The 26048-nt window shown below is 71.0% G+C and carries 18 protein-coding genes; 6 read left to right on the top strand and 12 right to left on the bottom strand.

Features of this window, described 5'->3' with window-relative positions; translation table 11 throughout:
- Positions 1-161 precede the first annotated feature (161 nt).
- The gene (locus ACGFWJ_RS09060) at positions 162-3872 is read left to right on the top strand and encodes an ABC transporter ATP-binding protein (protein ID WP_392946842.1); all 3711 of its coding nucleotides are present in this window, start codon (positions 162-164) and stop codon (positions 3870-3872) included.
- Positions 3873-3945: 73 nt separating this feature from the next.
- Here the strand turns inward: ACGFWJ_RS09060 and ACGFWJ_RS09055 are convergent, their stop codons facing one another.
- Positions 3946-4875 (bottom strand): ATP-grasp domain-containing protein, encoded by a 930-nt coding sequence (locus ACGFWJ_RS09055; RefSeq protein WP_392946839.1) that lies wholly within the window; start codon positions 4873-4875, stop codon positions 3946-3948.
- Positions 4876-5114: 239 nt separating this feature from the next.
- Between ACGFWJ_RS09055 and ACGFWJ_RS09050 the strand changes: the two genes are divergently transcribed.
- The gene (locus ACGFWJ_RS09050) at positions 5115-5564 is read left to right on the top strand and encodes an NUDIX domain-containing protein (protein ID WP_392946836.1); all 450 of its coding nucleotides are present in this window, start codon (positions 5115-5117) and stop codon (positions 5562-5564) included.
- Positions 5565-5675: 111 nt separating this feature from the next.
- Here ACGFWJ_RS09050 and ACGFWJ_RS09045 read toward each other — a convergent pair whose 3' ends face one another.
- Positions 5676-6077 (bottom strand): hypothetical protein, encoded by a 402-nt coding sequence (locus ACGFWJ_RS09045; RefSeq protein WP_392946833.1) that lies wholly within the window; start codon positions 6075-6077, stop codon positions 5676-5678.
- A gap of 749 nt (positions 6078-6826) precedes the next feature.
- Between ACGFWJ_RS09045 and trpS the strand changes: the two genes are divergently transcribed.
- From trpS to ACGFWJ_RS09030, 3 genes are all read left to right on the top strand, one after another.
- A complete protein-coding gene (trpS, locus tag ACGFWJ_RS09040) occupies positions 6827-7864 on the top strand; it encodes a tryptophan--tRNA ligase (protein ID WP_392946831.1) in 1038 nt (345 codons plus the stop codon).
- A 370-nt stretch (positions 7865-8234) separates the two neighbouring features.
- Positions 8235-9092: a helix-turn-helix domain-containing protein gene (locus ACGFWJ_RS09035; protein ID WP_392946828.1), complete on the top strand. Its 858-nt coding sequence runs from the start codon at positions 8235-8237 to the stop codon at positions 9090-9092.
- The gene (locus ACGFWJ_RS09030; protein WP_387638378.1) at positions 9089-9295 is read left to right on the top strand and encodes a DUF397 domain-containing protein; all 207 of its coding nucleotides are present in this window, start codon (positions 9089-9091) and stop codon (positions 9293-9295) included. Before ACGFWJ_RS09035 ends, ACGFWJ_RS09030 begins: the two co-directional genes overlap by 4 nt.
- A 70-nt stretch (positions 9296-9365) precedes the next feature.
- Here the strand turns inward: ACGFWJ_RS09030 and ACGFWJ_RS09025 are convergent, their stop codons facing one another.
- The gene (locus ACGFWJ_RS09025) at positions 9366-10466 is read right to left on the bottom strand and encodes an ADP-ribosylglycohydrolase family protein (protein WP_392946825.1); all 1101 of its coding nucleotides are present in this window, start codon (positions 10464-10466) and stop codon (positions 9366-9368) included.
- Between the two features lie 165 nt (positions 10467-10631).
- Positions 10632-13220, bottom strand: coding sequence for a bifunctional FO biosynthesis protein CofGH (locus ACGFWJ_RS09020; protein ID WP_392946823.1), 2589 nt, complete (start codon positions 13218-13220; stop codon positions 10632-10634).
- Positions 13221-13403: 183 nt separating this feature from the next.
- Between ACGFWJ_RS09020 and ACGFWJ_RS09015 the strand changes: the two genes are divergently transcribed.
- Positions 13404-14603 (top strand): outer membrane lipoprotein carrier protein LolA, encoded by a 1200-nt coding sequence (locus tag ACGFWJ_RS09015; protein WP_392946820.1) that lies wholly within the window; start codon positions 13404-13406, stop codon positions 14601-14603.
- Between the two features lie 52 nt (positions 14604-14655).
- Here the strand turns inward: ACGFWJ_RS09015 and rarD are convergent, their stop codons facing one another.
- The 8 genes from rarD to nuoL all read right to left on the bottom strand — a co-directional run bounded on the left by rarD (position 14656) and on the right by nuoL (position 26040).
- Positions 14656-15591 carry an EamA family transporter RarD gene (gene rarD, locus ACGFWJ_RS09010; RefSeq protein WP_392946817.1) on the bottom strand — a complete coding sequence of 312 codons (936 nt, stop codon included), beginning with the start codon at positions 15589-15591 and terminating at the stop codon, positions 14656-14658.
- A 102-nt stretch (positions 15592-15693) separates the two neighbouring features.
- A complete protein-coding gene (locus ACGFWJ_RS09005) occupies positions 15694-16731 on the bottom strand; it encodes a 2-oxoacid:ferredoxin oxidoreductase subunit beta (RefSeq protein ID WP_392946815.1) in 1038 nt (345 codons plus the stop codon).
- Positions 16728-18650: a 2-oxoacid:acceptor oxidoreductase subunit alpha gene (locus ACGFWJ_RS09000; protein WP_392947239.1), complete on the bottom strand. Its 1923-nt coding sequence runs from the start codon at positions 18648-18650 to the stop codon at positions 16728-16730. Before ACGFWJ_RS09000 ends, ACGFWJ_RS09005 begins: the two co-directional genes overlap by 4 nt.
- Positions 18651-18821: 171 nt before the next feature.
- Positions 18822-19481 carry a response regulator gene (locus ACGFWJ_RS08995; RefSeq protein WP_387638885.1) on the bottom strand — a complete coding sequence of 220 codons (660 nt, stop codon included), beginning with the start codon at positions 19479-19481 and terminating at the stop codon, positions 18822-18824.
- 115 nt (positions 19482-19596) lie between these two features.
- Positions 19597-20610, bottom strand: coding sequence for a polyprenyl synthetase family protein (locus tag ACGFWJ_RS08990; protein ID WP_387865687.1), 1014 nt, complete (start codon positions 20608-20610; stop codon positions 19597-19599).
- Between the two features lie 287 nt (positions 20611-20897).
- Entirely contained in the window at positions 20898-22535 is a 1638-nt protein-coding gene (gene nuoN / locus ACGFWJ_RS08985; RefSeq protein WP_392946813.1) for an NADH-quinone oxidoreductase subunit NuoN, read from the bottom strand.
- Positions 22532-24145 (bottom strand): NADH-quinone oxidoreductase subunit M, encoded by a 1614-nt coding sequence (locus ACGFWJ_RS08980; protein ID WP_392946811.1) that lies wholly within the window; start codon positions 24143-24145, stop codon positions 22532-22534. The genes nuoN and ACGFWJ_RS08980 overlap by 4 nt, the downstream gene beginning before the upstream one ends.
- Positions 24145-26040, bottom strand: a complete 1896-nt coding sequence (gene nuoL, locus ACGFWJ_RS08975) for an NADH-quinone oxidoreductase subunit L (RefSeq protein WP_392946808.1) — start codon at positions 26038-26040, stop codon at positions 24145-24147. The genes ACGFWJ_RS08980 and nuoL overlap by 1 nt, the downstream gene beginning before the upstream one ends.
- Positions 26041-26048: the final 8 nt, after the last annotated feature.

Here is a 26048-nt window from a genome sequence, read left to right as displayed (position 1 = left end):
GATCGGACGACCCAGAAGTAGCCGATCGTTGGAGGCGCACCACCGCGTGCTGCGGGCAGTCTGTAGACGGGAAGGAAGCGCGGCCCCGGGTCGTTCAGCCTCCTATGCGCCCTTCGAATCCGATGGACGCCCAATCGGCCGAATGGTTAGCATCACTAAATATGCCCGAGACTCATGGTTTCCCAGAGCAAGGCTGGCTCCGCCGGCTCGGTGGCTACTGCTGGCGCTACCGCCGCAACTTGTTGCTGTCCTTCGGGGCGTCACTCGTCGGCATGGCGATCACCGCGATCGTCCCGCTCATCACCAAGCTGATCATCGATGACGTGATCACCACGCACCGCCGCCCGCTCATGCCCTGGGCGGTGCTGCTGCTGGTCGCGGCCGCCGCGGTGTTCCTGTGCACGCAGGTCCGGCGCTACTACGGCGGGCAGCTCGCGCTTGACGTCCAGCACGACATGCGCGTTGACCTGTTCCGTTCGCTGACCAGGCTCGACGGGCACCGCCAGGACCGGCTGGACACCGGCCAGGTGGTCGGCCGCGCCACCTCCGACCTGCAACTGGTCACCGGGCTGCTCTCGATGATTCCGATGATGACGGGCTACGCCCTGATGTTCGGCATGTCGGTGGTGGTCATGCTCTGGCTGTCGCTGCCGCTCACCCTGATCGCGCTGGTGATGACCCCGGCCCTGTGGTGGCTTTCCACGCTCAGCCGCAAGCGTCTTTTCCCTGCCACCTGGGCCGCCCAGCAACAGGCCGCCGAGGTCGCCGGTGTGGTGGATGCCGCGGTCGGCGGCGTTCGGGTCGTCAAGGGCTTCGGCCAGGAGGCCCAGGAGCGCGGCAAGCTGGAGCGGGTTTCGCGGGAGCTGTTCGCCGCCAGGCTGCGCTCGATCCGGTTGAACGCCCGCTACACCCCGGCCATGCAGGCGGTCCCCGCACTCGGGCAGGTCGCGGTGCTCGCCGTCGGTGGCTGGCTGGCCGTCCGGGGCGATGTCACCCTCGGCACCTTCGTCGCCTTCTCCACCTACCTGGCACAGATGACCGCCCCGGTCCGGATGCTCGCCATGGTGATCACCGTCGCCCAGCAGACCCGCGCCGGTGTCGAACGAGTCGTGCAGCTGATCGACCAGCGCCCGCTGGTCGCCGAGACGCCGGACGCCCGGCCCCTCGCCCCGGACGCGGCCCCGGTCGGCACCCCGGCGCTGGAGTTCGACCGGGTCGGCTTCCACTACCGGGCCGAGGAGCACCCCGAGCCGGGCAGCGTCCCCGACGGCGTCCCGGTGCTGGACGGCCTCAGCCTGAAGATCGCGCCGGGGGAGACCTTGGCCCTGGTCGGCGCATCCGGCTCCGGCAAGTCGACCGTGGCCCAGTTGGTGCCCCGGTTCTACGACCCAACTTCCGGCACTGTCCGACTGTTCGGGCAGGACCTGCGGGAAGCCACCCTCGACTCGGTGCGCGCCGCCATCGGCATCGTGCCCGAGGAGAGCTTCCTGTTCTCCGAGACGGTCCGCACCAACATCGCCTACGGCCACCCCGAGGCCACCGAAGAGCAGATCCTCTCCGCTGCCCGGATCGCCCAGGCCGACGGGTTCATCCAGGGGCTCCCCGACGGCTACGACACCAAGGTCGGCGAGCAGGGCCTCACACTCTCCGGCGGCCAGCGCCAGCGCATCGCCCTGGCCCGTGCCGTCCTCACCGACCCGCGCATCCTGCTGCTCGACGACGCCACCTCCGCGGTCGACCCGCAGATCGAGGCGGAGATCCACGACGCGCTGGACAGTGTGATGGCCGGCCGCACCACCCTGCTGATCGCGCACCGCCGTTCCACCCTGCAACTCGCCGACCGCATCGCCGTGCTGGAAGCCGGCCGGCTGATCGACATCGGCACCCACGAGGAACTCACCGCCCGCTGTCCGCGCTACCGGTCGCTGATCACTGACCCGGACGCCCTGGCCGCGCCCGCCGCCGAGTCCGTACAGGACACGGAACCCGCACGGAACGCGGACACCTCCGCGGTCGCCGAGAAGCCCGCCGCCGACGCCGGAATGCTCGCCAAGGTCGCCGCCCTGCCACCCGCGACCGACACCCCCGATGTCCCGGTCGAGCAGGCCGAGACCGCCGACCCCAGGTTCAACCTGGCCCGGCTGCTCGCCCCGTTCCGCCGTCCCCTGCTGCTCGCGCTGCTGCTGGTCGCGCTGGACACCGCCGCCGGCCTGACTCTGCCGGTGCTGATCCGGCACGGCATCGACGACGGCGTGAGCAAGGCCGCCATCGGCGGCGTCGCGGTCGCCGCCCTGTTGGCCCTCGCCGTCGTCCTGCTCGACTGGTTGGTGCAGGCCACCGAGAGCACGGTCTCCGGGCGCACCGGCGAGCGTGTCCTCTACACCCTGCGGCTGAAGATCTTCGCCCACCTCAACCGGCTCGGTCTCGACTATTACGAGCGCGAGCTGACCGGCCGGATCATGACCCGCATGACGACGGACGTGGACTCCATATCTTCGTTCCTGCAGACCGGTGTGGTCACCGCCGTGGTCAGCGTGTTCACCTTCTTCGGCATCTTCGTGGCCCTCGTCGTGATCGACCCCGGCCTCGCCCTGGTGGTCCTCACGGTGTTGCCGCTGCTGATCATCGCCACCCTGGTGTTCCGCAAGAAGTCCGCCCAGCAGTACCAGGTCTCCCGCGATCTGATCAGCACCGTCAACGCCGACCTGCAGGAGAACGTCGCCGGCATGCGGATCGTCCAGGCGTTCCGCCGCCAGGACGCCAACACCGACCGGTTCGTCGAACGCGGCCTCGCCTACCGGCACGCCCGGGCCAAGGCCCAGTTGTACATCTCGCTGTACTTCCCGTTCGTCCAGTTCCTGTCGAGCGTCGCTTCCGCCCTGGTCCTGATCGCGGGCGCCACCCGGGTCGACCACGGCACTCTGACCATCGGCGCCCTGGTCGCGTACCTGCTGTACATCGACCTGTTCTTCGCACCGGTCAACCAGCTCTCGCAGATCTTCGACGGCTACCAGCAGGCCGCCGTCGGCCTCGGCCGGATCCGCGAACTGCTGCGTACGCCCACCAGCACGCCCCAGGCCGAACAGCCTGTTGCGGTCGGGGCGCTGCGCGGCGAGATCGACTTCGAAAACGTCAGCTTCGCCTACAACGGTGGAGGCGAGGGCAACCCCGAGGTGCTCGCCGGAATCGACCTGCACATACCCGCCGGTCAGACCGTCGCGCTGGTCGGCGAGACCGGCGCGGGCAAGTCCACCCTGGTCAAACTGGTCGCCCGGTTCTACGACGCCACCGGCGGCACCGTCCGGGTCGACGGTACCGACCTGACCGCCTACGACCTGGAGGGCTACCGGCACCGGCTCGGTGTCGTCCCACAGGAGGCCTACCTGTTCGCCGGGACGGTCCGCGATGCCATCGCCTACGGACGCCCCGGAGCGAGCGACGCCGAAGTCGAAGCCGCGGCCAAGGCGGTCGGAGCACATGACATGATCACCCGGCTGACCGGCGGCTACCAGCACACCGTCGCCGCCCGAGGCCGAAACCTTTCAGCAGGCCAGCGCCAGCTCATCGCCCTCGCCCGGGCCGAGCTGGTCAACCCCGACATCCTGCTCCTCGACGAGGCCACCGCCGCTCTCGACCTCGCCACCGAAGCCGCCGTCAACAATGCCGCCGACCGGCTCAGCGGCGGGCGCACCACCCTGGTCATCGCCCACCGGCTCACCACCGCCGAACGCGCCGACCGGATCGTCGTCCTCGACCACGGACGAATAGTGGAGGACGGTACCCACACCGAACTGCTCGACCGCGACGGCACCTACGCCAAGCTGTGGAAGGCCTTCATCGCCGAGGGGCACCCCGCCCCGGTACTCGGCTGATCACTTCGGAATCGGCCCCCGGGCTCGGCACACCGCCGGGCCCGGGGGCCGCCCGGAATCGGGGCCGGTCCCCTCAGAACCGCGCAGCCTGCACGGCACCCAACAGCGCCTGGAACAGCGCCGCGGCATCCACCCCGGACGGCAGCTCGCTGACCTGACCGTCCCCGACCTCCACCACCCGCCATCCGCCTTCGGCGCCGCCCGCCCCGCCAGCACCGCTACTGCTCACGGCCCGTCGCGTCAGGTCGGTGGTGACAAAGCGGCACCCCAACTCCCGCACCAGCGGGCGGACGGCGGACAGGTCGGGCTCGACCCGGCTTGCCGGGCAGTCGGGGTGCGGCCCGACCAGCACGGGTTCGCCGTCCAGCCACCAGACCCGCGCCTCCTCCGACCGGCCGTCCGTCGTGCGCGCGAAGGACTCGAAGCGGCGAAGCACCAGCCCGCCCGCGAGGAACTCGCCCTGCAACTCGGCGAACCGTGCCGCCACGCGCGCCAGCGCGTCGACATCGGCCAACTCGGGCACGTAACAGGCCTCGTGCCATTCGTGCTTGCGGGACTTGACGTAGTCCTTGACGATCGCGGGGCCGCGCCCGCCGAGAGCGGAAGCGGCCGCAGCCAGGGTGGGACGGTCCCAGGAGGTGCCGGGCAGCCAGGCGCTGGCGGGGGTCACGGGCTCGAAAGTCCGGTACCAGCCGGGCAGTTCATGGGCGGTGGCGTACTCGTTCGGTCCGGTCAGCAGCGCGCAGCCACGGTCGGCGAGAGCCCCGGCCAGCTCGGCATACCGGGCGACGGGAATCATCCAGCCCCGGTACCAGAGCGGTCCCGACCCGACGGGGACGCGCCGGACGGCGGCCTCGGCATCCCCGGCCAGCAGGGCGTCGTGGTCGAGCAGCGCCGTGCTGCCGCCGGCGGCCCGGATCAGCCCGGCCTCCCAGGCGAAGTGCGGGTCCGTCCGACGCGGCAGGAGCGGGTCCGAGGGAAGGATGACGATGGGGTCGACCATGGGGCTCAGATTAGGTCCACCGATCGGTGGAGGCGCTCTCCTTGGCCTGGCGTTGACCAGGCATTCTGCTCCACACGCCCGCACCGCGCCCGTCGCTGTGGCCGAAAATTCGATCGACAGTCCGGCGGTTGCGCTGCCAGGCTTTCCGTGTGCGATGGATCACAGGACGTCACAGGCCCAAGGGCGAGCGGCTGCCCCGTCGAGCGGCGCGAACGGTGGTGGTTTCACCGGAGGGTGAGGTGTTCCTGTTCCGATCGGACAACTCCGAGATCGGGGTGCACTGGAACGCTCCGGGCGGTGGCCTGGAGGCAGACGAAACGCCCGCCGAGGGAGCGCTCCGCGAGCTGCACGAGGAAACCGGCTGGACCGACCTCCGGCCCGGTGAACTCCTCTGCACCTGGGAGCACGACTTCACCTGGCACGGCACGCCCGTCCGCCAGCACGAGCACATATTCCTGACTCACGGCCCGCGACGTGAGCCCGGAGATGTAGCGGCAGTCCACCGTGTCGACGGCATCCTCGGGTGGCGTTGGTGGACGCCAACCGAGCTGGCAGCACCGGACGCCGATCCACTCTGGCCACCGAACCTGCCGGCCCTGCTCGCCGCACTCCGCGCCGCGGTACCCGGTCCGATCGTTCCGGTTCACCTCGGCTACGTGCCCAACGACACCACAACCCGCAGCAGCTGACGGAGGGGCCTGCGGCCGCACCCAACCCCAGCCGCACCGAACCCCGCCAGCCCGTAGAGAGGAGCCGCCCCCGACCACCCGCACCCGCACGCTGATGCCGATCGAGTCCGATCAGCGGACCTGGCGCCGCCCCCTCCGGCGTCCGCGAGCCGCCGGGACCTCGGCCTGCCAGTCGCGCAGCCCCAGTTCACGGTCGTGCACCGCCTCCGGGTTGATCACCACCGACAGCAGGGCGGAACGCAGCTCCTCCGGAGTCATCCCGGTCGAGCGCTGCAACTGCTCGGTGGAAACCGACACCGCGATGGCAGACCGCCACTCGGGCAGCACCACCTGGCAGGTCCCGGCGCCGAAACGCAGCAACTTGGCGGCCACCCGGCGCTCCACGACCCGGGCCACGCCGGGGGCGGCACTGTCGAGCAGCCCGGGTGACCCACCGATCAGCACACCCATCGGCACACCCACCGGGGCCACCGGCGCGGTCTCCACCGAGATGGCGACCGGCCCGTCCACCACCGCGCCGCCGAGCGGTGCCGACGTAGGCGGAACGGCCCGTACCTGGCTCAGCCGCCGCGAAGGCGTCGGCCGCCGAGGTGGCCGCACCCGCCCCGCCACCACGCCCCCGCCCCAGACCCCCGACGACCAACCGAGCGACCCAGGAGAGCCCGTAGCCCCACCCGTCACCAGGCCCTCGGCACCTGCCGCCCCGAGACCACTGCTTTCGCGGGCCGGCCCGGGCACCATCGGCAGCCCTGCGCGGATCCCGTCGCAGCTGTCCGGCGCTCTGTGACCGTCCGCGTCGGCGTCCGAGTACCCGCCCGGGTCCGACCCGGACGGTGCCGAGCCATGGCCCGAGCCGTGTTCCGAACCGGGGCCCGCCGAAGTCGCGCTTGCCGCGGCGCGGTTGGTGTCCGCGTCCGGCCGGTTCGGCGCGTTCTGGTCGAGCGAGGTCATGGCTGCAACCCTCCGGATTCTCGGCTCGCCCGATCCTGCACCACCAGTGCGTGCCGGGCCAAGGGACGTGTCTGGACAGCCTGGCGGTTCCGTCCCGTCCTGCCGGAAATCTGTCTCGCCGACCGGGCCGCCGCGTTAGGGTGAGCGCATGTCTCTCACGTCATGCCTGCGTTGGTGGCCGTCCTAGGACGGCCGATCCCCAAGCATGACTCCAGGGCCGTCCGTACGGGCGGCCCCGGCGCGATCATCTCCGACGGACTTGGGCCCACCCCGGCGGGCGGTCACCATCGCGACCGAGGAGAACTCCCGCCATGACCGCCACCACGGCCACCGCACCCCGCACCGCCAACCCGCTGATCGCCCCCAGCGCCGAAGGCCACCACCGCATCCTGACCGGCGACCGCCCGACCGGACCGCTGCACCTCGGCCACTACTTCGGCACACTCCGGAACCGGGTCCAACTCCAGTCCCAAGGACTCGAGTTGATGATCGTGATCGCCGACTACCAGGTGATCACCGACCGCGACCGGGCCGACCGGATCGCCGAGCACGCGGAGAACCTGGTCCTCGACTACCTGGCCGCCGGAGTCGACCCCGACCACACCACGATCTTCACCCACAGCGCCGTCCCCGCCCTCAACCAGCTGATGCTGCCCTTCCTCAGCCTGATCAGCGTCGCTGAACTCTCCCGCAACCCCACCGTCAAGGACGAGATCGCCCACTCCCGGCAGTCCGCGGTCAGCGGGCTGATGTTCACCTACCCCGTCCACCAGGCCGCCGACCTGCTGTTCTGCAAGGCGGACCTGGTTCCGGTCGGCCAGGACCAACTGCCGCACCTGGAAACCACCCGCACCATCGCCCGCCGCTTCAACGACCGCTACACCCCGCTGTTCCCCGAACCGCAGGCCCTGCTGTCCGAGGCCCCGCTGCTCCTCGGCACCGACGCCGGCAAGATGAGCAAGAGCCGGGGCAACGCCGTCGCCCTCGGCGCCGACGAGGACGAGACCGCCCGACTGCTGCGCGGCGCCGTCACCGACAACGACCGGCACATCAGCTACGACCCCGAAACCCGCCCGGGCGTCTCCAACCTGGTGCTGCTGATCGCCCTCTGCCAGGACCGCGACCCGCACGCCGTCGCCGAGGAGATCGGTTCCGGTGGAGCCGCCCGGCTCAAGCGCACCGCCACCGAGGCGGTCAACGAACACCTCCGCCCCCTGCGCACCCGTCGCGCCGAGCTGGCGGCCGACCGTGCCCTGCTGCGCGAAGTCCTGCACACCGGCAACACCCGCGCCAACGCCATCGCCGACCGCACCCTCACCGAAGTCCGCACCGCGATGGGCACCTTCTGACCTGCCCCGCGGCCGGTGCGTGACCTGCCCCGCGGCCGGTGCGTGACCTGCCCCGCGGCCGGGGGGGGGGGGGGGGGGGGGGGGGCGCGCGGCCCCCCCCCCCCCCCCCCCCCGCCTTTGGGCGTTCTCTCACGACGGGCGTTTTCCCGGCGCCGCGTCAAGTGTCTTGGGGCGCAAGGAATGCCCTTTAGCGCGTGGGGCGGGTGGTCCGCAAGTACCCCCATCCCGATTGAGCTATTTTCCGATGATCTGTTCTACCGTGCTGCCTCGATTCCCGGGCGTGGACCGCAGTTGAGGTGGCATGCTGCTCAGCGTCAGGGGGTTGGTACCAATTACCGCACTGTTGCCAGTAGTAGGGCCGGAGGTCGATGTGTCCGCCAGCGTGAATCCGACGGTTCGCCGCCGCAGGCTCGGCGCCGAGCTCCGGCGGCTGCGCGAACTCAGGGGGATGACCGCCGAGGAGGTGGCCGGCCGCCTGATGGTCTCCCAGTCGAAGATCAGCCGACTGGAGAACGGTCGCCGATCGATCAGCCCGCGCGATGTGCGCGACCTGTGCGACGTCTACGAGGTCGAGGACGAGCGGGTCCGCAACGGGCTGATGGAGATGGCCAAGGAGTCGCGCCAGCGCGGTTGGTGGCACGAGTTCGGGGACATCCCCTACAGCGTGTACATCGGACTGGAGGCGGAGGCCTCGTCGATCCGGGCTTACGAATCCTCCTTCGTGCCGGGGCTGTTGCAGACCCGGGAGTACGCGGAGGCCGTGGTGGCCGGCACCCAGCCGGACACCGATCCGGCGGCGATCCACCGCCGGGTGGAGGTGCGGCTCAAGCGCCAGCTCCGGATACACGGTGACGACCAGCTCGGCAGCCTGTGGGTGGTGGTGGACGAGGCGGTGCTGCGCCGCCAGGTCGGCGGGCCGCGGGTGATGGCCGAGCAGCTGTTCCAGCTGGTCGAGCTCGGCGAACGACCGAACATCAACCTGCAGGTCATACCGTTCAAGCACGGTGCCCACCCCGGGATGACCGGCACATTCTCCCTGATGGAGTTCCCCGAGTCAGCGGATTCCACAGTCGTCTACTTCGAAGGAGTGACGGCCGATCTCTACTTGGAGAAGGAAGCCGACGTACGCCGCTATACCAATCTCTACGACCACCTGCGAGCCGCGGCGATGAGTGTCACGGAAAGCCGGTCGATGATCACCGAATTGGCAGAGGAGTTCATGAAATGAGCAAGGCCATCGAGACCCTGACCTGGCGCAAGAGCAGCTACAGCGGCGGCAACGGCGCGTGCGTCGAGATCGCCGTCCCGACTTCTGCCTCTGTCGCGGTCCGGGACTCCAAGGACCCGCACGGCGCGCAGCTGCACTTCTCCAACGAGAGCTGGGCGGCTTTCGCGGCGGCTGCCGGCACCGGCGCCTTCGGCGAGGTCTGATCCACGGCTCCCTGCACAACTCCCGGTGCCCGTCGCTCCCCCGCGGCGGGCACCGTCGTACCGAGGAGCGTCAACTGCCGACGGGGTAGCGGGTGTTCCAGCCCTCGGTGCCGTGCAGCGCGGGGCCGTGCAGCAGTTCCAGCACCAGGTCGTCGGCGAGTTCCAGGATCGTGCCGCGGCCCTCGAGTTCGGCCAGCAGCTCGGGCGGCAGCGCGGTCTCGCCGTGCAGGGTGCCCAGCAGGTTGCCGCAGATGGAGCCGGTGGAGTCGCTGTCGCCCGAGTGGTTGACGGCCAGCAGCAGGCCGCTGCGGACGTCCTCGGCGACCAGGGCGCAGTACAGGCCGATGGCGAGCGACTCCTCGGCGGTCCAGCCCTCGCCGAGCTGCTCGACCCGTTCGGCGGACGGCACGCCGGCCCGGACGGCGTCCAGCGCGGCCCGCAGCGCGGCGGTGGTCTCCTCGTGGCCCGGCCGCTCGGACAGCAGCGCCAGGGCGAGGTGGACGCCCTCCTCCAGGGTGCCGCCGCGGGCCACCGCGTGGACGATCACCGCGAAGGCCCCGGCGGACAGGTAACCGGTGGGGTGGCCGTGGGTCAGCACCGAGCACTCGACGGCGAGTTGGAACACCAGGGTCGGGTCCCAGGCGGTGAGCAGCCCGAACGGGGCGGCGCGCATCACGGTGCCGCAGCCCTTGGAGTTAGGGTTGCGCGGCTCCTCGACGGTGGCCGGCGGCCCGTCCCCGGCACCGGCCAGACCGGACAGGCAGGCGTTGCCTGGGGCCCGGCGTTCGTACAGCCACTCCTCGCGGCCCAGCCAGCCGAGGTCCTTGCGGCGCTCGTCCGGGCCCCAGTCCTGCTGGGTGGCGTACCACCGCAGGTAGGCGCGGTGCACGTCGGACGGCGGGTGCCAGGCTCCGGTGTCGCGGCCTATGTGGGCGCGGATCAGGCCGTCGACGGTGAACAGGCTCATCTGGGTGTCGTCGGTGACGGCGCCGCGCCGCCCGTAGGCGGGGACATAGCCGGTGACGCCCGCCTCGCCGTGGGTGGCGCGGATCTGCCCCAGCCGTTCGAACTCGATGCCGGCGCCGAGGGCGTCGCCGATCGCGCCACCGAGCAGACAGCCCCGCACCCGGCTGCGGAAGTCCTGCTGCTGGGCGCGTGACCACAGGGGCATCACGGGTGGGGGCCTTTCGGTCGGCGGGCGTCGGACAGCAGACGCACTGTATTCGAAGGCCCGGCCGAAACCGCCGGGCTCCACCGAACATCCATCCGCCCGACAGGCACCAGTGCCGCGGCAGGCAACTTTTGCCCGTCGGGGCAAAGGTTGCCTGTTGCGGCACTAGTCCAACACGGGCAGCAGCCGCGGCAGGTGTCCGTCCGAGGCGAGGGCCGCCGCGCGGCGTTCGGCGGGCACCTGGCCGTAGTCGGTGGTGCGCTGCCGGGCGGGGCGGCCGGCCAGGGCGGCGATCGCCTCCAGGTCGCGGACCGACTTGTAGGAGCCCCAACCGGAGCCCGCCATCCGGGAGATGGTCTCCTCCATCAGCGTGCCGCCCAGGTCGTTGGCGCCGCTGCGGAGCATCTCCGCGGCACCCTCCGCGCCGAGCTTCACCCAGCTGGTCTGGATGTTGGGGATGTGCGGGTGCAGCAGCAGCCGGGCCATCGCGGTCACCGCCCGGTTGTCGCGCGCGGTCGGGCCGGGCCGGGCGATGCCCGCCAGGTACACGGGGGCGTTGGTGTGCACGAACGGCAGCGTGACGAACTCGGTGAACCCGCCGGTGCGCTGCTGGACTTCGGCCAGCAGCCGCAGGTGGCCCAGCCAGTGCTTGGGGGTGTCGACGTGCCCGTACATCATGGTGGACGAGGAGCGCAGGCCCAGTTCGTGCGCGGTGCTGACCACCTCCACCCAGGTCGCGGCGGGCAGCTTGCCCTTGGTGAGCACCCAGCGCACGTCGTCGTCGAGGATCTCCGCGGCGGTGCCGGGGATGGAGTCCAGGCCGGCCTCCTTCGCGGCGGCCAGCCAGTCGCGGATCGAGAGCCCGGTGCGGGTGGCGCCGTTGACCACCTCCATCGGCGAGAACGCGTGCACGTGGATGCCCGGCACCCGCTGCTTCACGGCCCGGGCGATGTCGAAGTACGCGGTGCCCGGCAGGTCCGGGTGGATGCCGCCCTGCATGCACACCTCGGTCGCGCCCACCTCCCAGGCCTGCTCGGCCCGTTCGGCGACCTGGTCCAGCGACAGGGTGTACGCGTCGGCGTCGGTGCGGCGCTGCGCGAACGCGCAGAACCGGCAGCCGGTGTAGCAGACGTTGGTGAAGTTGATGTTCCGGGTGACGCAGTACGTCACCTCCTCGCCAACCGTGTCGCGGCGCAGCTCGTCGGCGATCCGGCACAGCGCGTCCAGCGCGTCCCCGTCGGCCTGGAACAGCGCGAGGGCCTGGTCGTCCGTCAGCTTCGTCGGGTCGTCGGCGGCGGTGGACAGTGCGGCGCGGACGTCGGCGGGCAGGCGGCTCGGGGCGGGAACGGCGACCTGTTCGCGCAGCGACTCCCAGTCACCGTAGACCTCGTCGAAGTCGGAGCGGCGGTCGCCGGTGCGGCCCTCGGTGTCGACGGTGCGGAACAGGTCGGTGCGGCCTCCGCCGGTCATCGGCTCGTCGGGCTCCTGCCAGGGCAGGCCGGCGGGGCGGCGGCCCTCGACGGCCAGGCCGGTGGCCGGGTCGGCGAGCGCCCGCACGTGCGGCAGCAGCCGGGGGTCGAGCCAGGGTTCGCCGCGCTTCAGGTACTCGGGGTAGATCGTCAACCGCTCGCGCAGCAGGTACCCGGACTCGGCGGTCCGTTCGGCCAACTCTTCGATGTGCGGCCAGGGACGCTCCGGGTTGACGTGGTCGGGCGTCAGCGGCGAAATGCCGCCCCAGTCGTCGATGCCCGCGCCGATCAGCAGCGCGAACTCGGCGTCCACCAGGTTCGGCGGCGCCTGGATCCGGGCGGCCGGGCCGAGCACCAGCCGGGCCACCGCCACCGCGGCCGCCAGCTCGGACAGTTCGGCGTCCGGCATGGCCCGCATCGCGGTGTCGGGCTTGGCCCGGAAGTTCTGCACGATCACTTCCTGCACGCCCTGGTAGGCGCGGGCCACCTTGCGGATCGCCAGCAGCGACTCGGCCCGCTCCTCGAAGGTCTCGCCGATGCCGATCAGCACCCCGGTGGTGAACGGCACGGCGCTGCGCCCGGCGTCCTCCAGCACCCGCAGCCGCACCGCCGGCTCCTTGTCCGGGGAGCCGTGGTGCGGGCCGCCGGGCTCCGACCACAGGCGGGTGGCGGTGGTCTCCAGCATCATGCCCATCGACGGGGCGACCGGCTTGAGGCGCTGGAAGTCCGTCCAGGACAGCACGCCCGGGTTCAGGTGCGGCAGCAGCCCGGTCTCCTCCAGCACCCGCACCGCCATAGCCCGCACGTACGCCAGGGTGTCGTCGTAGCCGTGCGCGTCCAGCCACTCGCGGGCCTCGGGCCACCGGGTCTCGGGGCGGTCGCCGAGCGTGAACAGGGCTTCCTTGCAGCCGAGTTCGGCACCCCGGCGGGCGATCTCCAGCACCTCGTCCGGGGACAGGTACAGCCCGTGGCCGTCCTTGCGGAGCTTGCCGGGCACGGTGGCGAAGGTGCAGTAGTGGCAGCGGTCCCGGCACAGCCTGGTCAGCGGGATGAACACCTTGCGCGAGTACGTGATGACGCCCGGACGGCCCGCCTGCTCCAGCCCGGCGTCCCGGATCCGCGCCGCGACCCCGCACAGCTCCGCCAGGTCCGCGCCGCGCGCCTGGAGCAGCACCGCCGCCTCCGCGGCGTCCAGCGCCACCCCGTCACGGGCCCGGCGCAGCGCACGCCGCATCGCGGTCGGGGTGGGCGAAGAAGGGGCGGACAGCGGGGGCTGGTGGCTCATGGGCCCGACCCTACGCGAGGCGTACACCTCCGGATGGACACGACCCTGACGGCGTCTCAGGGTCGCAATACTCCGGATACAACGCGAGACGTAGCGCGATCTGCTGCCGCCGGGCGACGCGTCGAGGGGTGCCGCGGGGCTTCAATGGACAGTGACAGCAGACGAGCTCTGGAGGGGGCCGCAGTGAACCAGGAAGCCACCGCAGTAGAGGACATGACGGCGGTTCGGGCGGGCAGGCGCCGCACCGCCGTCCGGATCGGCGTGCCGGCGGCGATCGCCACCGTCGTCGCCATCGGCATGGGCCTGGTGCCCGCACTGGCCAGCGACGAGTCGCCGAACCTGCCGGCCATCAGCGCCCAGGACCTGATCGCCAAGGCCATCTCCGCGAACACCGACACCTTCAGCGGCACCGTCCGGGTCAACGCCGACCTGGGCCTGCCCACCGCGCTGACCGACCTCGCCTCCGGCTCCGGCCCGCTCGGCGAGATGGCCCGCGGCGCCGGCGCCAAGACCGGCAGCGCCGACCCGCAGATGAAGGCCGTCGAACTGCTCGGCGGCTCGCACACCCTGTCCGTCTCCTCGGACGGCCCGGACCGCCAGCGGCTCACCCTGTCCGGCCAGAAGTCCGGCTACGAGCTGGTCCACAACGGCGACCAGGTGTGGGCGTACGACCGCAGCTCCCAGCAGGCCCTGCACCTCACCGGCACGGGCACCAACGGCCACCGGCCCGACGGCAAGGAGGGCATCGGCTCCATCACCCCGCAGGACGTCGCCAAGCAGCTCCTCGAGCACTCCTCCGACACCACCTCGGTGACGGTCGACGGCACCGAGCGGGTCGCCGGGCACGCCGCGTACAAGCTCAGCATCAAGCCCAAGCAGGCCGGCTCCACCGTCGCCGAGATCCGCGTCTCGATCGACGCCGACAAGGGCATGCCGCTGGCCGTGCAGCTGCGCACCGTGGACGGCGCCACCGCGTTCGACGTGCGCTTCGGCACCCTGTCCTACGACAAGCCCGACGCCAAGACCTTCCAGTTCAGCGTCCCCAAGGGCGCCAAGGTGATCGAGCAGTCCGCGAAGGACCACACCGCCAACCCGATGCCGTCCATCCCCGGCCTGCCCTCGCTGCCCACCGGCGGCGGCACGGACGGCGCCAAGGACGGCGCCAAGGGCGGCGTCATCGGCGAGGGCTGGACGGCCATCGCCCACGGCGACGCCGGCGCGGACGCCGCCAAGGGCATCGCCAAGTTCGCCGGCCGCGAGGTCAAGGGCGGCACCCTGGTGTCCACCCGCATCGTCAACGCCCTGATCACCAAGGACGGCAAGGTCTACATGGGCGCCGTCACCCCGGAGACCCTGGAGCAGGCCGCGGCCTCCGGCAAGTAACCACAAACAACCACGCGGGGCCCCGGGACCGCCCGGGGCCCCGCGTCGTCGTTCAGTTGGCGACCGTCTCCGCCGGCACCGGCACCGCGACCTGCCGCCGCTCCGACCGCACCCGGCGCAGCGCGTCCACGCTCAGCACCACCAGCGCCACCCACACCAGCCCGAAACCCGCCCAGCGGGCCGGTGACATCGACTCGTGGAAGACCGTCACCCCGATCAGGAACTGGAACACCGGCGCCAGGTACTGCAACAGGCCCAGCGTGGTCAGCGGCACCCGCAGCGCCGCGGCCCCGAAGCACATCAGCGGCACCGCCGTAATGACCCCGCTGGCCACCAGCAGCGCGGTGTGACCCCAGCCGTAGTGCGTCAGACTGCCCTCACCGCGCACGCCCAGGTACACCAGGAACCCCAGCGCGAACGGGAACATCACCGCGCTCTCCACCGCCAGGCTCTCCGCACCGCCCAGCGCGGCCTTCTTCTTCAGCAGACCGTACGTGGCGAACGACAGCGCCAGCGTCAGCGCGATCCACGGCAGCCGCCCGTACGCCACCGTCAGCACCGCCACCGCCGCCACACCGATCCCGACCGCCGCCCACTGCGCGGTACGCAGGCGCTCGCGCAGCACCAGGACGCCGAACGCGATCGTCACCAGCGGATTGATGAAGTACCCGAGGCTGGTCTCCACCACGTGCCCGGCGTTCACGGCCCAGATGTACACGCCCCAGTTCACCGAGACGGTCGCCGCCGCCACCGCCAGCAGCGCCAGCCTGCGCGGCTGGCGCAACAGCGGGCGTATCCACTCCCAGCGCCGGCGTATCAGCAGCATCACCACCACCGCCACCAGCGACCACACCATCCGGTTCGCCAGGATGTCCGCCGCCCCGGCCGGCTCCAGCAACGGCCAGAACAGCGGGAACAGCCCCCACATCCCGTACGCCGCGAACCCGTTCCAGAGCCCGACCCTGGCCTCCCGCGCACTCTCCGCCATGGCCTGCCCTTCACCCGCGCACGAAACGTCCTACGAAAGGTAGCGGCACGCGGGTGAAGGTGTCATCCCCAAACGGAACTTTTGCTGCTGACAGCTTCCGGGCTAGGCGGTCACCGTCCAGGTGCTGGACCCAGCCAGCAAACCAGCCAGCTCCCCACGCCCCTTCTGCTCCTCCGCAAGCGCCAACTGCTCGGCCATCTGCGTGTCGTAAACAGCCCGCTTCACATCCCGCAGAACCCCGATCGGCGTGTTGTGCAGCAGGTCCGTCTCGGTCAGCCGGGTCAGCGCGAACGCCGTCGCAGGACTGCTGGCGTGCGCGTCGTGCACCAGCGCCTCCCCCTCGCTCCGCGGAGCGATCCGCAGTTCCCCGTCCGCGCCACGCACCACGTGCCGGTCCGCGCCGACCAGGACCGGCTGCCCGTGCTCCAGCCGGATGAGCGCCTCGTCCCGGGTGCCGGGCTCCTTGAGGATCTCGAACGCGCCGTCGTTGAAGATGTTGCAGTTCTGGTAGATCTCCACCAGCGCGGTGCCCTCGTGCTGCGCCGCGGCCCGCAGCACGGACTGCAAATGCTGCCGGTCGGAGTCGATCGTCCGGGCCACGAACGAAGCCTCGGCGCCGATCGCCAGCGACAGCGGGTTGAACGGTGCGTCCAGCGAACCCATCGGGGTGGACTTGGTGATCTTCCCGACCTCGCTGGTCGGCGAGTACTGACCCTTGGTCAGTCCGTAGATCCGGTTGTTGAACAGCAGGATCTTCAGATTGACGTTCCGGCGCAGCGCGTGGATCAGGTGGTTGCCGCCGATCGACAGCGCGTCGCCGTCACCCGTCACCACCCACACCGACAGGTCGGGGCGGGAGGCGGCCAGGCCGGTGGCGATCGCCGGGGCGCGGCCGTGGATCGAGTGCATGCCGTACGTGTTCATGTAGTACGGAAAGCGGGACGAGCAGCCGATGCCGGAGACGAAGACGGTGTTCTCCCGGCGGATGCCGAGCTCCGGCATGAAGGACTGGACGGCGGCCAGGATCGCGTAGTCGCCGCAGCCGGGGCACCAGCGCACTTCCTGGTCGGTCTTGAAGTCCTTCGCGGTCTGCGGGCCGTCGGCCTTGGGGACGAGCCGCAGGGCGGGGAAGTCGGTCATCGGGTCGTCGCCTCCGCGTCGAGCGTGCCGATCGCCGCGTGCAGCACGTCGGCGAGTTGGGCGGCCTTGAACGGCAGGCCGCGCACCTGGTTGTAGGACTGCGCGTCGACGAGGTACTTCGCGCGCAGCAGCAGGGCGAGCTGCCCGAGGTTCATCTCGGGGACGATCACCCGCTCGTACCGGCTCAGCACCGTGCCGAGGTTGGCCGGGAACGGGTTGAGGTGGCGCAGGTGGGCCTGGGCGACCTGGCCGCCGTCGGCCCGGACCCGGCGCACCGCGGCGGTGATCGGGCCGTAGGTGGAGCCCCAGCCGAGCACCAGGACCCGGGCCTCGCCGCTCGGGTCGTCGACCTCGACGTCGGGCACCTCGATGCCGTCGATCTTGGCCTGCCGGGTGCGGACCATGAAGTCGTGGTTGGCGGGGTCGTAGGAGATGTTGCCGGTGCCGTCCTGCTTCTCGATGCCGCCGATCCGGTGCTCGAGGCCGGGGGTGCCGGGCACCGCCCACGGGCGGGCGAGGGTGTGCGGGTCGCGCTGGTAGGGGCGGAAGGTGCCGTCGGGGCCGTTCGGCTCGGTGGCGAACTCGACTCGCAGGTCCGGGAGTTCGTCGACGTCCGGGAGCTTCCACGGCTCGGAGCCGTTGGCCAGGTAGCCGTCCGAGAGCAGGAACACCGGGGTGCGGTAGGTGAGCGCGATCCGGGCCGCGTCGAGCGCGGCGTCGAAGCACTCGGCGGGCGTCGCGGGGGCGACGATCGGCACCGGGGCCTCGCCGTTGCGGCCGAACATCGCCTGCAGCAGGTCCGCCTGCTCGGTCTTGGTCGGCAGGCCGGTGGACGGGCCGCCGCGCTGGATGTCGACCACCAGCAGCGGCAGTTCCAGCGACACCGCCAGGCCGATGGTCTCCGACTTCAGCGCCACGCCCGGACCGGACGTGGTGGTGACGCCCAGCGCGCCGCCGAACGCCGCGCCGAGCGCCGCGCCGATACCGGCGATCTCGTCCTCGGCCTGGAACGTCCGCACGCCGAAGTTCTTGTGCTTCGACAGCTCGTGCAGGATGTCCGAGGCCGGGGTGATCGGGTACGAGCCGAGGAACACCGGCAGCCCGGACCGCTCCCCCGCCGCGACCAGGCCGTACGACAGCGCCAGGTTCCCGGAGATGTTGCGGTACGTGCCGGCCGGCAGCTTGGCCGGCGGGATCTCGTAGGAGACCGCGAAGTCCTCGGTGGTCTCGCCGAAGTTCCAACCCGCCCGGAACGCCGCCACGTTGGCCTCGGCGATCTGCGGCTTCTTCGCGAACTTCTGCCGCAGGAACAGCTCGGTGCCGTGGGTCGGCCGGTGGTACATCCACGACAGCAGGCCCAGCGCGAACATGTTCTTCGCCCGCTCGGCGTCCTTGCGGGCCAGCCCGCTGTCCTTCAGCGCCTCCAGCGTCAGCGTGGTCAGCGGCACCGGGTGCAGCCGGAACGACTCCAGCGAACCGTCCGCCAGCGGATCCTTGTCGTACCCGACCTTCGCCAGCGCGCGCTTGGTGAACTCGTCGGTGTTGACGATGATCTCGGCGCCGGCCGGCAGGTCCGGCAGGTTCGCCTTCAGCGCCGCCGGGTTCATCGCCACCAGCACGTCCGGGGCGTCGCCCGGCGTCAGGATGTCGTGGTCGGCGAAGTGCAGCTGGAAGCTCGACACACCCGGCAGGGTGCCTGCGGGGGCCCGGATCTCGGCCGGGAAGTTCGGCAGCGTGGACAGGTCGTTGCCGAACGCCGCCGTCTCCGAGGTGAACCGGTCGCCGGTGAGCTGCATACCGTCGCCCGAGTCACCGGCGAACCGGATGATCACCCGGTCCAACCGCCGGATCGGCTTGGCCGGCCGCCCGGACCGGGCCGAGGCCGGACCCGACCGGCGCTCGCCGCCCGGGCCGTCCACTGCCTCTGACTGATCGACCTGACTGGTCACTGCCGCGGACCTCCTCGAGGGGAGCCAGCAGCGGGCGTGAGCCGTGTGCCCCGTCCGCCTGGCGCACCAAGGGAATCCTAAGCGGGCAGAGCACCGCTGGAAGGGAACTCGCGAAGACCGCCACGCGGGTCCGCGGGCCGGTCAGGACTCCAGATACGCCAGCACCGCGAGAACCCGCCGGTGATCCTCCTGGCTCGGTCCCAAACGCAACTTCTGGAAGATGTTCGACACATGCTTCTCGACAGCCCCGTCGGACACCACCAGTTGCTTGGCGATCGCCGCGTTGGTCCGGCCCTCCGCCATCAGGCCCAGCACCTCACGCTCACGAGGCGTCAGATTCGCCAGCGTGTCCACCTGCCGGCTGCGGCTCAGCAACTGCTGCACCACCTCCGGGTCCAGCGCCGTGCCGCCTTCCGCGACCCGGGTCACCGCGTCCGCGAACTCCCGCACCTCCGCGACCCGGTCCTTCAGCAGGTACCCCACCCCGCGGGTCGAACCCGCCAGCAGCTCACCCGCGTACTGCTCCTCCACGTGCTGCGACAGCACCAGCACCCCCAACTGCGGGTACCGCTTGCGCAACTCCACGCACGCCCGCACCCCCTCGTCGGTGTGCGTCGGCGGCATCCTCACATCCGCCACCACCACATCCGGCAACGAGCCCTCCCCGTGCAGGCCGTCCACCGCCCGCAACAGCGCTTCCCCGTCACCGACCCCCGCCACGACCTCCATCCCCCGGTCCGTCAGCAACCGCGTCAGCCCCTCCCGGAGCAGCACGGAATCCTCGGCGATCACCACACGCAACATAGGCCGAACCCTAGCGCGCAGGGGCGCGGAGAACTGCGCGAAGGGGAACGCACCCGATCGCAGGATCGCGGCACGGACAGCCACTTGCACGTGAGAGCGCCCAACCGGACGGTCACATGGTGCGAATCGCCACCGTGTCACAAAGCTCCTGCAGCGCCGCCTTCGCCGGGCAGTCCGGCAGCGGGTCGAGCAGCGCCCGCGCCTCCTCGGCGTAGCGCAGCGTCTCGCGGCGGGCCCGCTCCAGCGCGGGGTGCCGACGCAGCAGGCGCAGCGCTTCCGCGTGGGCGTCGTCGTCGGACGCCAGATCGGTGTCGAGGAGCTCGCGCAACCGGACGTCCTCGGGGTCGGCCGGGTCGACGGGCATCTGACGCAGCAGCAGGACCGGCAGCGTGGGGACGCCCTCGCGCAGGTCGGTGCCGGGGGTCTTGCCGGACTCGTGGCCGTCGCTGGCGATGTCGAGGACGTCGTCGGCGAGCTGGAACGCGGTGCCGATGCGCTCGCCGTACTGGGTGAGCAGGTCGACGATCCACGGTTCGGCGCCGGCCATCATCGCGCCGAAGCGGCAGGAGACGGCGATCAGCGAGCCGGTCTTGCCGGAGAGGACGTCCAGGTAGTGCTGCAGCGGGTCGTCCTCGGCGCGGGGCCCGACGGTCTCCAGGATCTGGCCGGTGACCAGCCGTTCGAACGCGTCGGCCTGGACCCGGACGGCCTCGGGGCCGAGGTCGGAGAGCACCTGGGAGGCGCGGGAGAACAGGAAGTCGCCGGTGAGGATGGCGACCGAGTTGTCCCAGCGGCTGTTGGCGCTGGGGGCGCCGCGCCGCACGGGGGCCTCGTCCATCACGTCGTCGTGGTACAGCGTCGCGAGGTGGGTCAGTTCGACCACCACCGCGGACGGCACCACCCCGCGCGCGGCGGGGTCGCCGAACTGGGCGGCGAGCATCACCAGCAGCGGCCTGAACCGCTTCCCCCCTGCCTCGATGAGGTGGCTGGCGGTCACCGTGATGAAGGGCACGTCGCACTTGACGGCCTCGATCAGGGCGGCCTCCACGGCCTCCATCCCGGCCTGGACGTCACGGGTCAGATCGCGGTCCTGCACGCTCAGCCCGAAGGGCCCCACGACGGTCACGCTGACCACTCCTGTCCCTGGTCGATCCAGCGGGCCGGTCCCTCAGCGCCGCCGATGCACATACAAGGCAGCGTATCCGGTCCCGAGTGGATCACTGCACGGGCATGGACCTTCCGCCCCTGGTGGCGGGGCCGGGGGACGGGGGCCGCAGGTCAGCGGGGGATGATCCGGGTGAGGTCCAGCTCGAAGTCGGACGGCAGGCCGAACTCCCTGTTGCCCCCTGCCACGGACAACGACCGGGCCCCCGCCAGGTAGTGCAGGCGGGGGCCGGATCGTGCTGAAGAACGTCAGCGGATGAAGACGGACGCCTTCGAGGCCAGGTCGAGGAAGTACTGCGGGAGCAGGCCCAGGCCGAGCGTCACCAGGACGCCGAAGGCGATGGTGGTGGCGGTGAGGGCGCTGGGGACGGCGACGGCGGGGCCGGCGGGCTGGGGGTCGGAGAAGAACATCAGGACGATGACGCGGATGTAGAAGAAGGCGGCGATCGCGGAGGACAGCACACCGACGATCACCAGGGGGGTGGCGCCGCCGGCGGCCGCGGCCTGGAAGACCGCGAACTTGCCGGTGAAGCCGGAGGTGAGCGGGATGCCCGCGAAAGCCAGCAGGAACAGCGCGAAGACCGCGGCGAGCAGCGGTGAGCGGCGGCCGAGGCCGGCCCAGTTGGAGAGGTGGGTGGCTTCGCCCTTGGAGTCGCGCACCAGGGTGACGACGGCGAACGCGCCGAGGGTGACGAAGGAGTAGGCGAGCAGGTAGAAGAGGACGGCGGCGACGCCGCGCCGGTCGGTGGCGATCAGGCCGGTGAGGATGAAGCCGGCGTGCGCGACCGAGGAGTAGGCGAGGAGGCGCTTCACGTCCTGCTGGGTGACGGCGAGGATCGAGCCGACCACCATGGTGAGGATGGCGACGCCCCACATGACGGGCCGCCAGTCCCAGCGGATGCCGGGGAAGGCGACGTAGAACAGCCGCAGCATGGCGCCGAACGCGGCGGTCTTGGTGGCGGCGGCCATGAACCCGCTGACGGGGGTGGGCGCGCCCTGGTAGACGTCCGGCGTCCAGGAGTGGAACGGCACCGCGCCGACCTTGAACAGCAGGCCGACGGCGAGCATGGCCAGGCCGATCAGCAGCAGCGCGTCGTTCTGGGTGGTGACGGCGAGCGCGGGGGTGACGGGGGCGGTGCCGGCGACCACATCGGCGATGTCGCCGAGCCGGACGCTGCCCGCGTAGCCGTACAGCAGGGCGGTGCCGAACAGGAAGAACGCGGAGGCGAACGCGCCGAGCAGGAAGTACTTGACGGCGGCCTCCTGCGAGAGCAGGCGGCGGCGCCGGGCGATCGCGCACATCAAGTACAGCGGCAGGGACAGCACTTCGAGCGCCACGAACATGGTCAGCAGGTCGTTGGCGGCGGGGAAGAGCAGCATGCCGCCGACCGCGAACAGGGTGAGCGGGTAGATCTCGGTGGTCCGCATGCCCTCGCGGGTGGCCTCGCGTTCCTGTTCGCCGCCGGGGACGGCGGCGGCCTGCGCGGTGAACGCGTCGATCCGGTGGCCGTTGATGCGCGGCTCCAGCCGGCCCTCGGCGTAGGTGAGGACGGCGAGGACGGCGGTCAGCAGGATGACGCCCTGCAGGAACAGCCCGGGCCCGTCGATGGCGACCGAGCCCATCGCGAGCAGCCCGGCCTTGGTGGAGGCGTGGCCCTGGGCGGCGAGCACCACCACGGCGACGAACGCGCCGACCAGGCCGGTCAGCGAGATGCCGAGTTGGCTGGAGGCGCGCAGCCGTCGCGGCAGGAACGCCTCGGCCAGGATGCCGATCAGGGCGGCGCCGAACACCACCAGCATCGGCGAGAGTTGGCCGTACTCGATGTGCGGGGCGGGGATGCTCGGACTGTTGCCGCCGGCGGCGGCCAGCGCGTGGGTGGCGATCACTTCTGCTCACCTCCGTTGGTGGCGGCGACCGGGTGGGCGGGCGCGGGGTCGGTCCGGTGGACCTGGCCGAGGGTGTCGTTCACGGCCGGGTTCACCATCTTGGTGAGCGGCTGCGGGTAGACGCCGAGCAGCAGGGTGAGGGCCACCAGTGGGGCTACGACGGCGAGTTCACGGGCCTTCAGGTCGGGCATGCCCTGCACGGAGGCCTTCACCGGGCCGGTCATGGTGCACTGGTACAGCATCAGCGCGTACAGCGCGGCCAGCACGATGCCGAAGGTGGCGATGATGCCGATCACCGGGTAGCGGGTGAACGTGCCGACCAGGACCAGGAATTCGCTGACGAACGGGGCCATGCCGGGCAGCGACAGGGTGGCGAGTCCGCCGATCAGGAAGGTGCCGGCCAGCACGGGCGCGACCTTCTGCACGCCGCCGTAGTCGGCGATCAGGCGCGAGCCGCGGCGGGAGATCAGGAAGCCCGCGACCAGCATCCACGCGGCGGTGGAGATGCCGTGGTTGACCATGTAGAGGGTGGCGCCGGACTGGCCCTGGCTGGTCATCGCGAAGATGCCCATGATGATGAACCCGAAGTGCGAGATGGACGCGTAGGCGACCAGCCGCTTCATGTCCTTCTGTCCGATGGCGACCAGCGCGCCGTAGACGATGCCGATCAGCGACAGCACCAGGATCGCCGGGGCGAAGGTCTTGGACGCGTCCGGGAACAGGCCGAGGCAGAACCGGAGCATCGCGAAGGTGCCGACCTTGTCGACAACTGCCGTGATCAGCACGGCGGTTCCGGCGGTCGACTCCCCCATCGCGTTCGGCAGCCAGGTGTGCAGCGGCCACATCGGGGCCTTCACCGCGAAGGCGAAGAAGAAGCCGAGGAACAGCGCGCGCTGCGCGGTCGGGTCGATCACCAGCTTGCCGGAGGAGATCGCGTCGGTCAGCGCGGGCAGGCTGAACGTCGCGTGCCCCTGGTCGGCGGCCACCACGTACAGGCCGATCACGGCGGCCAGCATGACCAGTCCGCCGAGCAGGTTGTACAGCAGGAACTTCACTGCGGCGTAGGAGCGCTGGCGGTCCGAGTCGGGTCCGCCGGCCCGGTCGCCGAAGCCGCCGATCAGGAAGTACATCGGGATCAGCATGGCTTCGAAGAACACGTAGAACACGAACACGTCGGTGGCCAGGAAGGACACCAGCACCATCGCCTCGACGGCGAGGATCAGGGCGAAGAAGCCCTGGGTGCGGCGCTTGGACTCGAAGGAGCCCTCGGGTGCGGTCGGGTCGGCGTCGTGCCAGCCGGCCAGCATCACCAGCGGGACGAGCACGGCGGTGAGCAGTGCCAGCACGGCGCCGATGCCGTCCACGCCTAGCGAGAAGCTGATCCCGAAGGACCGGATCCAGCTGTAGGACTCGGTCAACTGGTAACGGGGGCCGCCGGGTTCGAAGGCGACGGCGACCGCGACGGCCAGCCCCAGGGTGACCGCCGAGACGGCGAGCGCGACGGCCTTGGTGGTGCGCCGCCGGGCCTCGCTGGTGCCGGCCGGGAGGGCAGCGGTGAGCACTGCTCCGGCGGCCGGGACGGCACAGGTGGCGGAGAGGAGGTAGCTCATCAGACCGACCTCATCAGGAGAGTGGAGGCGACCAGCACCAGCGTGCCGCCGAACATGGAGAGCGCGTACGTCCGGACGTATCCGGTCTGGATCCGGCGCAGCCGCCCGGACAGCCCGCCGATGGCGGCGGCCAGGCCGTTGACGAAGCCGTCCAGGCCCCTGCTGTCGAACCAGACCAGGGTGGCGGCGAGCGCCGAGCCGGGCCGGACCAGGACGGCGTGGTTGAAGTCGTCCTGCAGCAGGTCGCGGCGGGCGGCCCGGGTGAGCAGCGAGCCGACCGGCGCCTGCACCGGGACGGGGCTGCGGCCGTACATCGCGTAGGCCAGGCCGGCGCCGGCCAGCATGCAGACGGTGGCGATCACGCTGACGGTCACCGAGTTGATCGGGGAGTGGCCCTCCTCGTGGCCGGTGACCGGCGTCAGGAAGTTCACGAAGGAGCTGCCGAGGGTGAAGAGCCCGCCCGCGAACACCGAGCCGAAGGCCAGCAGGACCATCGGAACGGTCATGCTCTTCGGCGACTCGTGCGGGTGCGGCGGGTTGCCGCTCTCGTCCGGCTGCCAGCGCTTCTCGCCGAAGAAGGTGAGCAGCACCACCCGGGTCATGTAGAACGCGGTGATCGCGGCACCGGCCAGCGCGCACACACCGAGGATCCAGCCCTCGGCGCCGCCCTTGGCGAACGCCGCGTCGATGATCTGGTCCTTCGACCAGAAGCCCGACAGGAACGGGAAGCCGATGATCGCCGCGTAGCCGGCCATGAACGTCCAGAAGGTGACCGGCATGTACTTGCGCAGGCCGCCGTAGTGACGCATGTTCACCTCGTCGTTCATGCCGTGCATGACCGATCCGGCGCCGAGGAACAGTCCGGCCTTGAAGAAGCCGTGGGTGACCAGGTGCATGATCGCGAAGGCGTAGCCGATCGGGCCGAGGCCGGCCGCCATGATCATGTAGCCGATCTGCGACATGGTCGAGCCGGCCAGCGCCTTCTTGATGTCGTCCTTCGCGCAACCGACGATCGCACCGAACAGCAGCGTCACCGCGCCGACCACCACGACGACGGTCTGCGCGTCGGGGGCCAGGTCGAAGATCGCCGCGGAGCGGACGATCAGGTAGACGCCGGCGGTCACCATGGTGGCCGCGTGGATCAGCGCGGAGACCGGGGTCGGGCCCTCCATCGCGTCGCCCAGCCAGGACTGCAGCGGCACCTGCGCGGACTTGCCGCAGGCGGCGAGCAGCAGCATCAGCGCGATCGCGGTGAGCTTGCCCTGGCTCGCGTCGCCGGCCGCGCCGAACACCGGGCCGAAGGCGAACGAGCCGAACTCCGCGAACATCAGCATGATCGCGATGGACAGGCCCATGTCGCCGACCCGGTTGACGATGAACGCCTTCTTGGCGGCCGTCGCGGCGCTCGGCTTGTGCTGCCAGAAGCCGATCAGCAGGTAGGACGCGAGGCCCACGCCCTCCCAACCGACGTACAGCAGTAGGTAGTTGCCGGCCAGCACCAGGAGCAGCATGGCGGCCACGAACAGGTTCAGGTAGCCGAAGAACCGGCGGCGGCGCTCGTCGTGCGCCATGTAGCCCACCGAGTACAGGTGGATCAGGGTGCCGACGCCGGTGATCAACAGCACGAAGACGATGGACAGTTGGTCGAGCTGGAAGGAGATGTCGGCCTGGAAGCCGTCCACCGGGATCCAGGTGTACAGCCGCTCGATGACGGCCCGGTGCGCGGTGTCACGGCCGAGCATGTCCGCGAACAGGGTGAGGCCGAAGGCGAAGGACAGCGCCGCGAGAGCGGTCGCGATCCAGTGCCCGAAACGGTCCAGGGCCCGTCCGCCGAGCAGCAGCAGGGCAGCGCCGGCCAGCGGCGCCGCGACCAGCAGCGGAATGAGAGAGTTCACTGAAGGGC

Origin of the sequence: Kitasatospora sp. NPDC048407, from assembly GCF_043200475.1 — a bacterium.
GTDB lineage: Bacteria > Actinomycetota > Actinomycetes > Streptomycetales > Streptomycetaceae > Kitasatospora.
This window is presented reverse-complemented; position numbering and strand designations above follow the sequence as displayed.

Coding starts and splice junctions, on each gene's coding strand:
- ACGFWJ_RS09030 (WP_387638378.1), top strand. CDS start 9,089: ATGAGCAAGGCCATCGAGACCCTGACCTGGCGCAAGAGCAGCTACAGC.
- ACGFWJ_RS09020 (WP_392946823.1), bottom strand. CDS start 13,220: ATGAGCCACCAGCCCCCGCTGTCCGCCCCTTCTTCGCCCACCCCGACC.
- ACGFWJ_RS09055 (WP_392946839.1), bottom strand. CDS start 4,875: ATGGTCGACCCCATCGTCATCCTTCCCTCGGACCCGCTCCTGCCGCGT.
- ACGFWJ_RS08980 (WP_392946811.1), bottom strand. CDS start 24,145: ATGAGCTACCTCCTCTCCGCCACCTGTGCCGTCCCGGCCGCCGGAGCA.
- rarD (WP_392946817.1), bottom strand. CDS start 15,591: ATGGCGGAGAGTGCGCGGGAGGCCAGGGTCGGGCTCTGGAACGGGTTC.
- ACGFWJ_RS09005 (WP_392946815.1), bottom strand. CDS start 16,731: ATGACCGACTTCCCCGCCCTGCGGCTCGTCCCCAAGGCCGACGGCCCG.
- trpS (WP_392946831.1), top strand. CDS start 6,827: ATGACCGCCACCACGGCCACCGCACCCCGCACCGCCAACCCGCTGATC.
- ACGFWJ_RS09060 (WP_392946842.1), top strand. CDS start 162: ATGCCCGAGACTCATGGTTTCCCAGAGCAAGGCTGGCTCCGCCGGCTC.
- ACGFWJ_RS09025 (WP_392946825.1), bottom strand. CDS start 10,466: ATGCCCCTGTGGTCACGCGCCCAGCAGCAGGACTTCCGCAGCCGGGTG.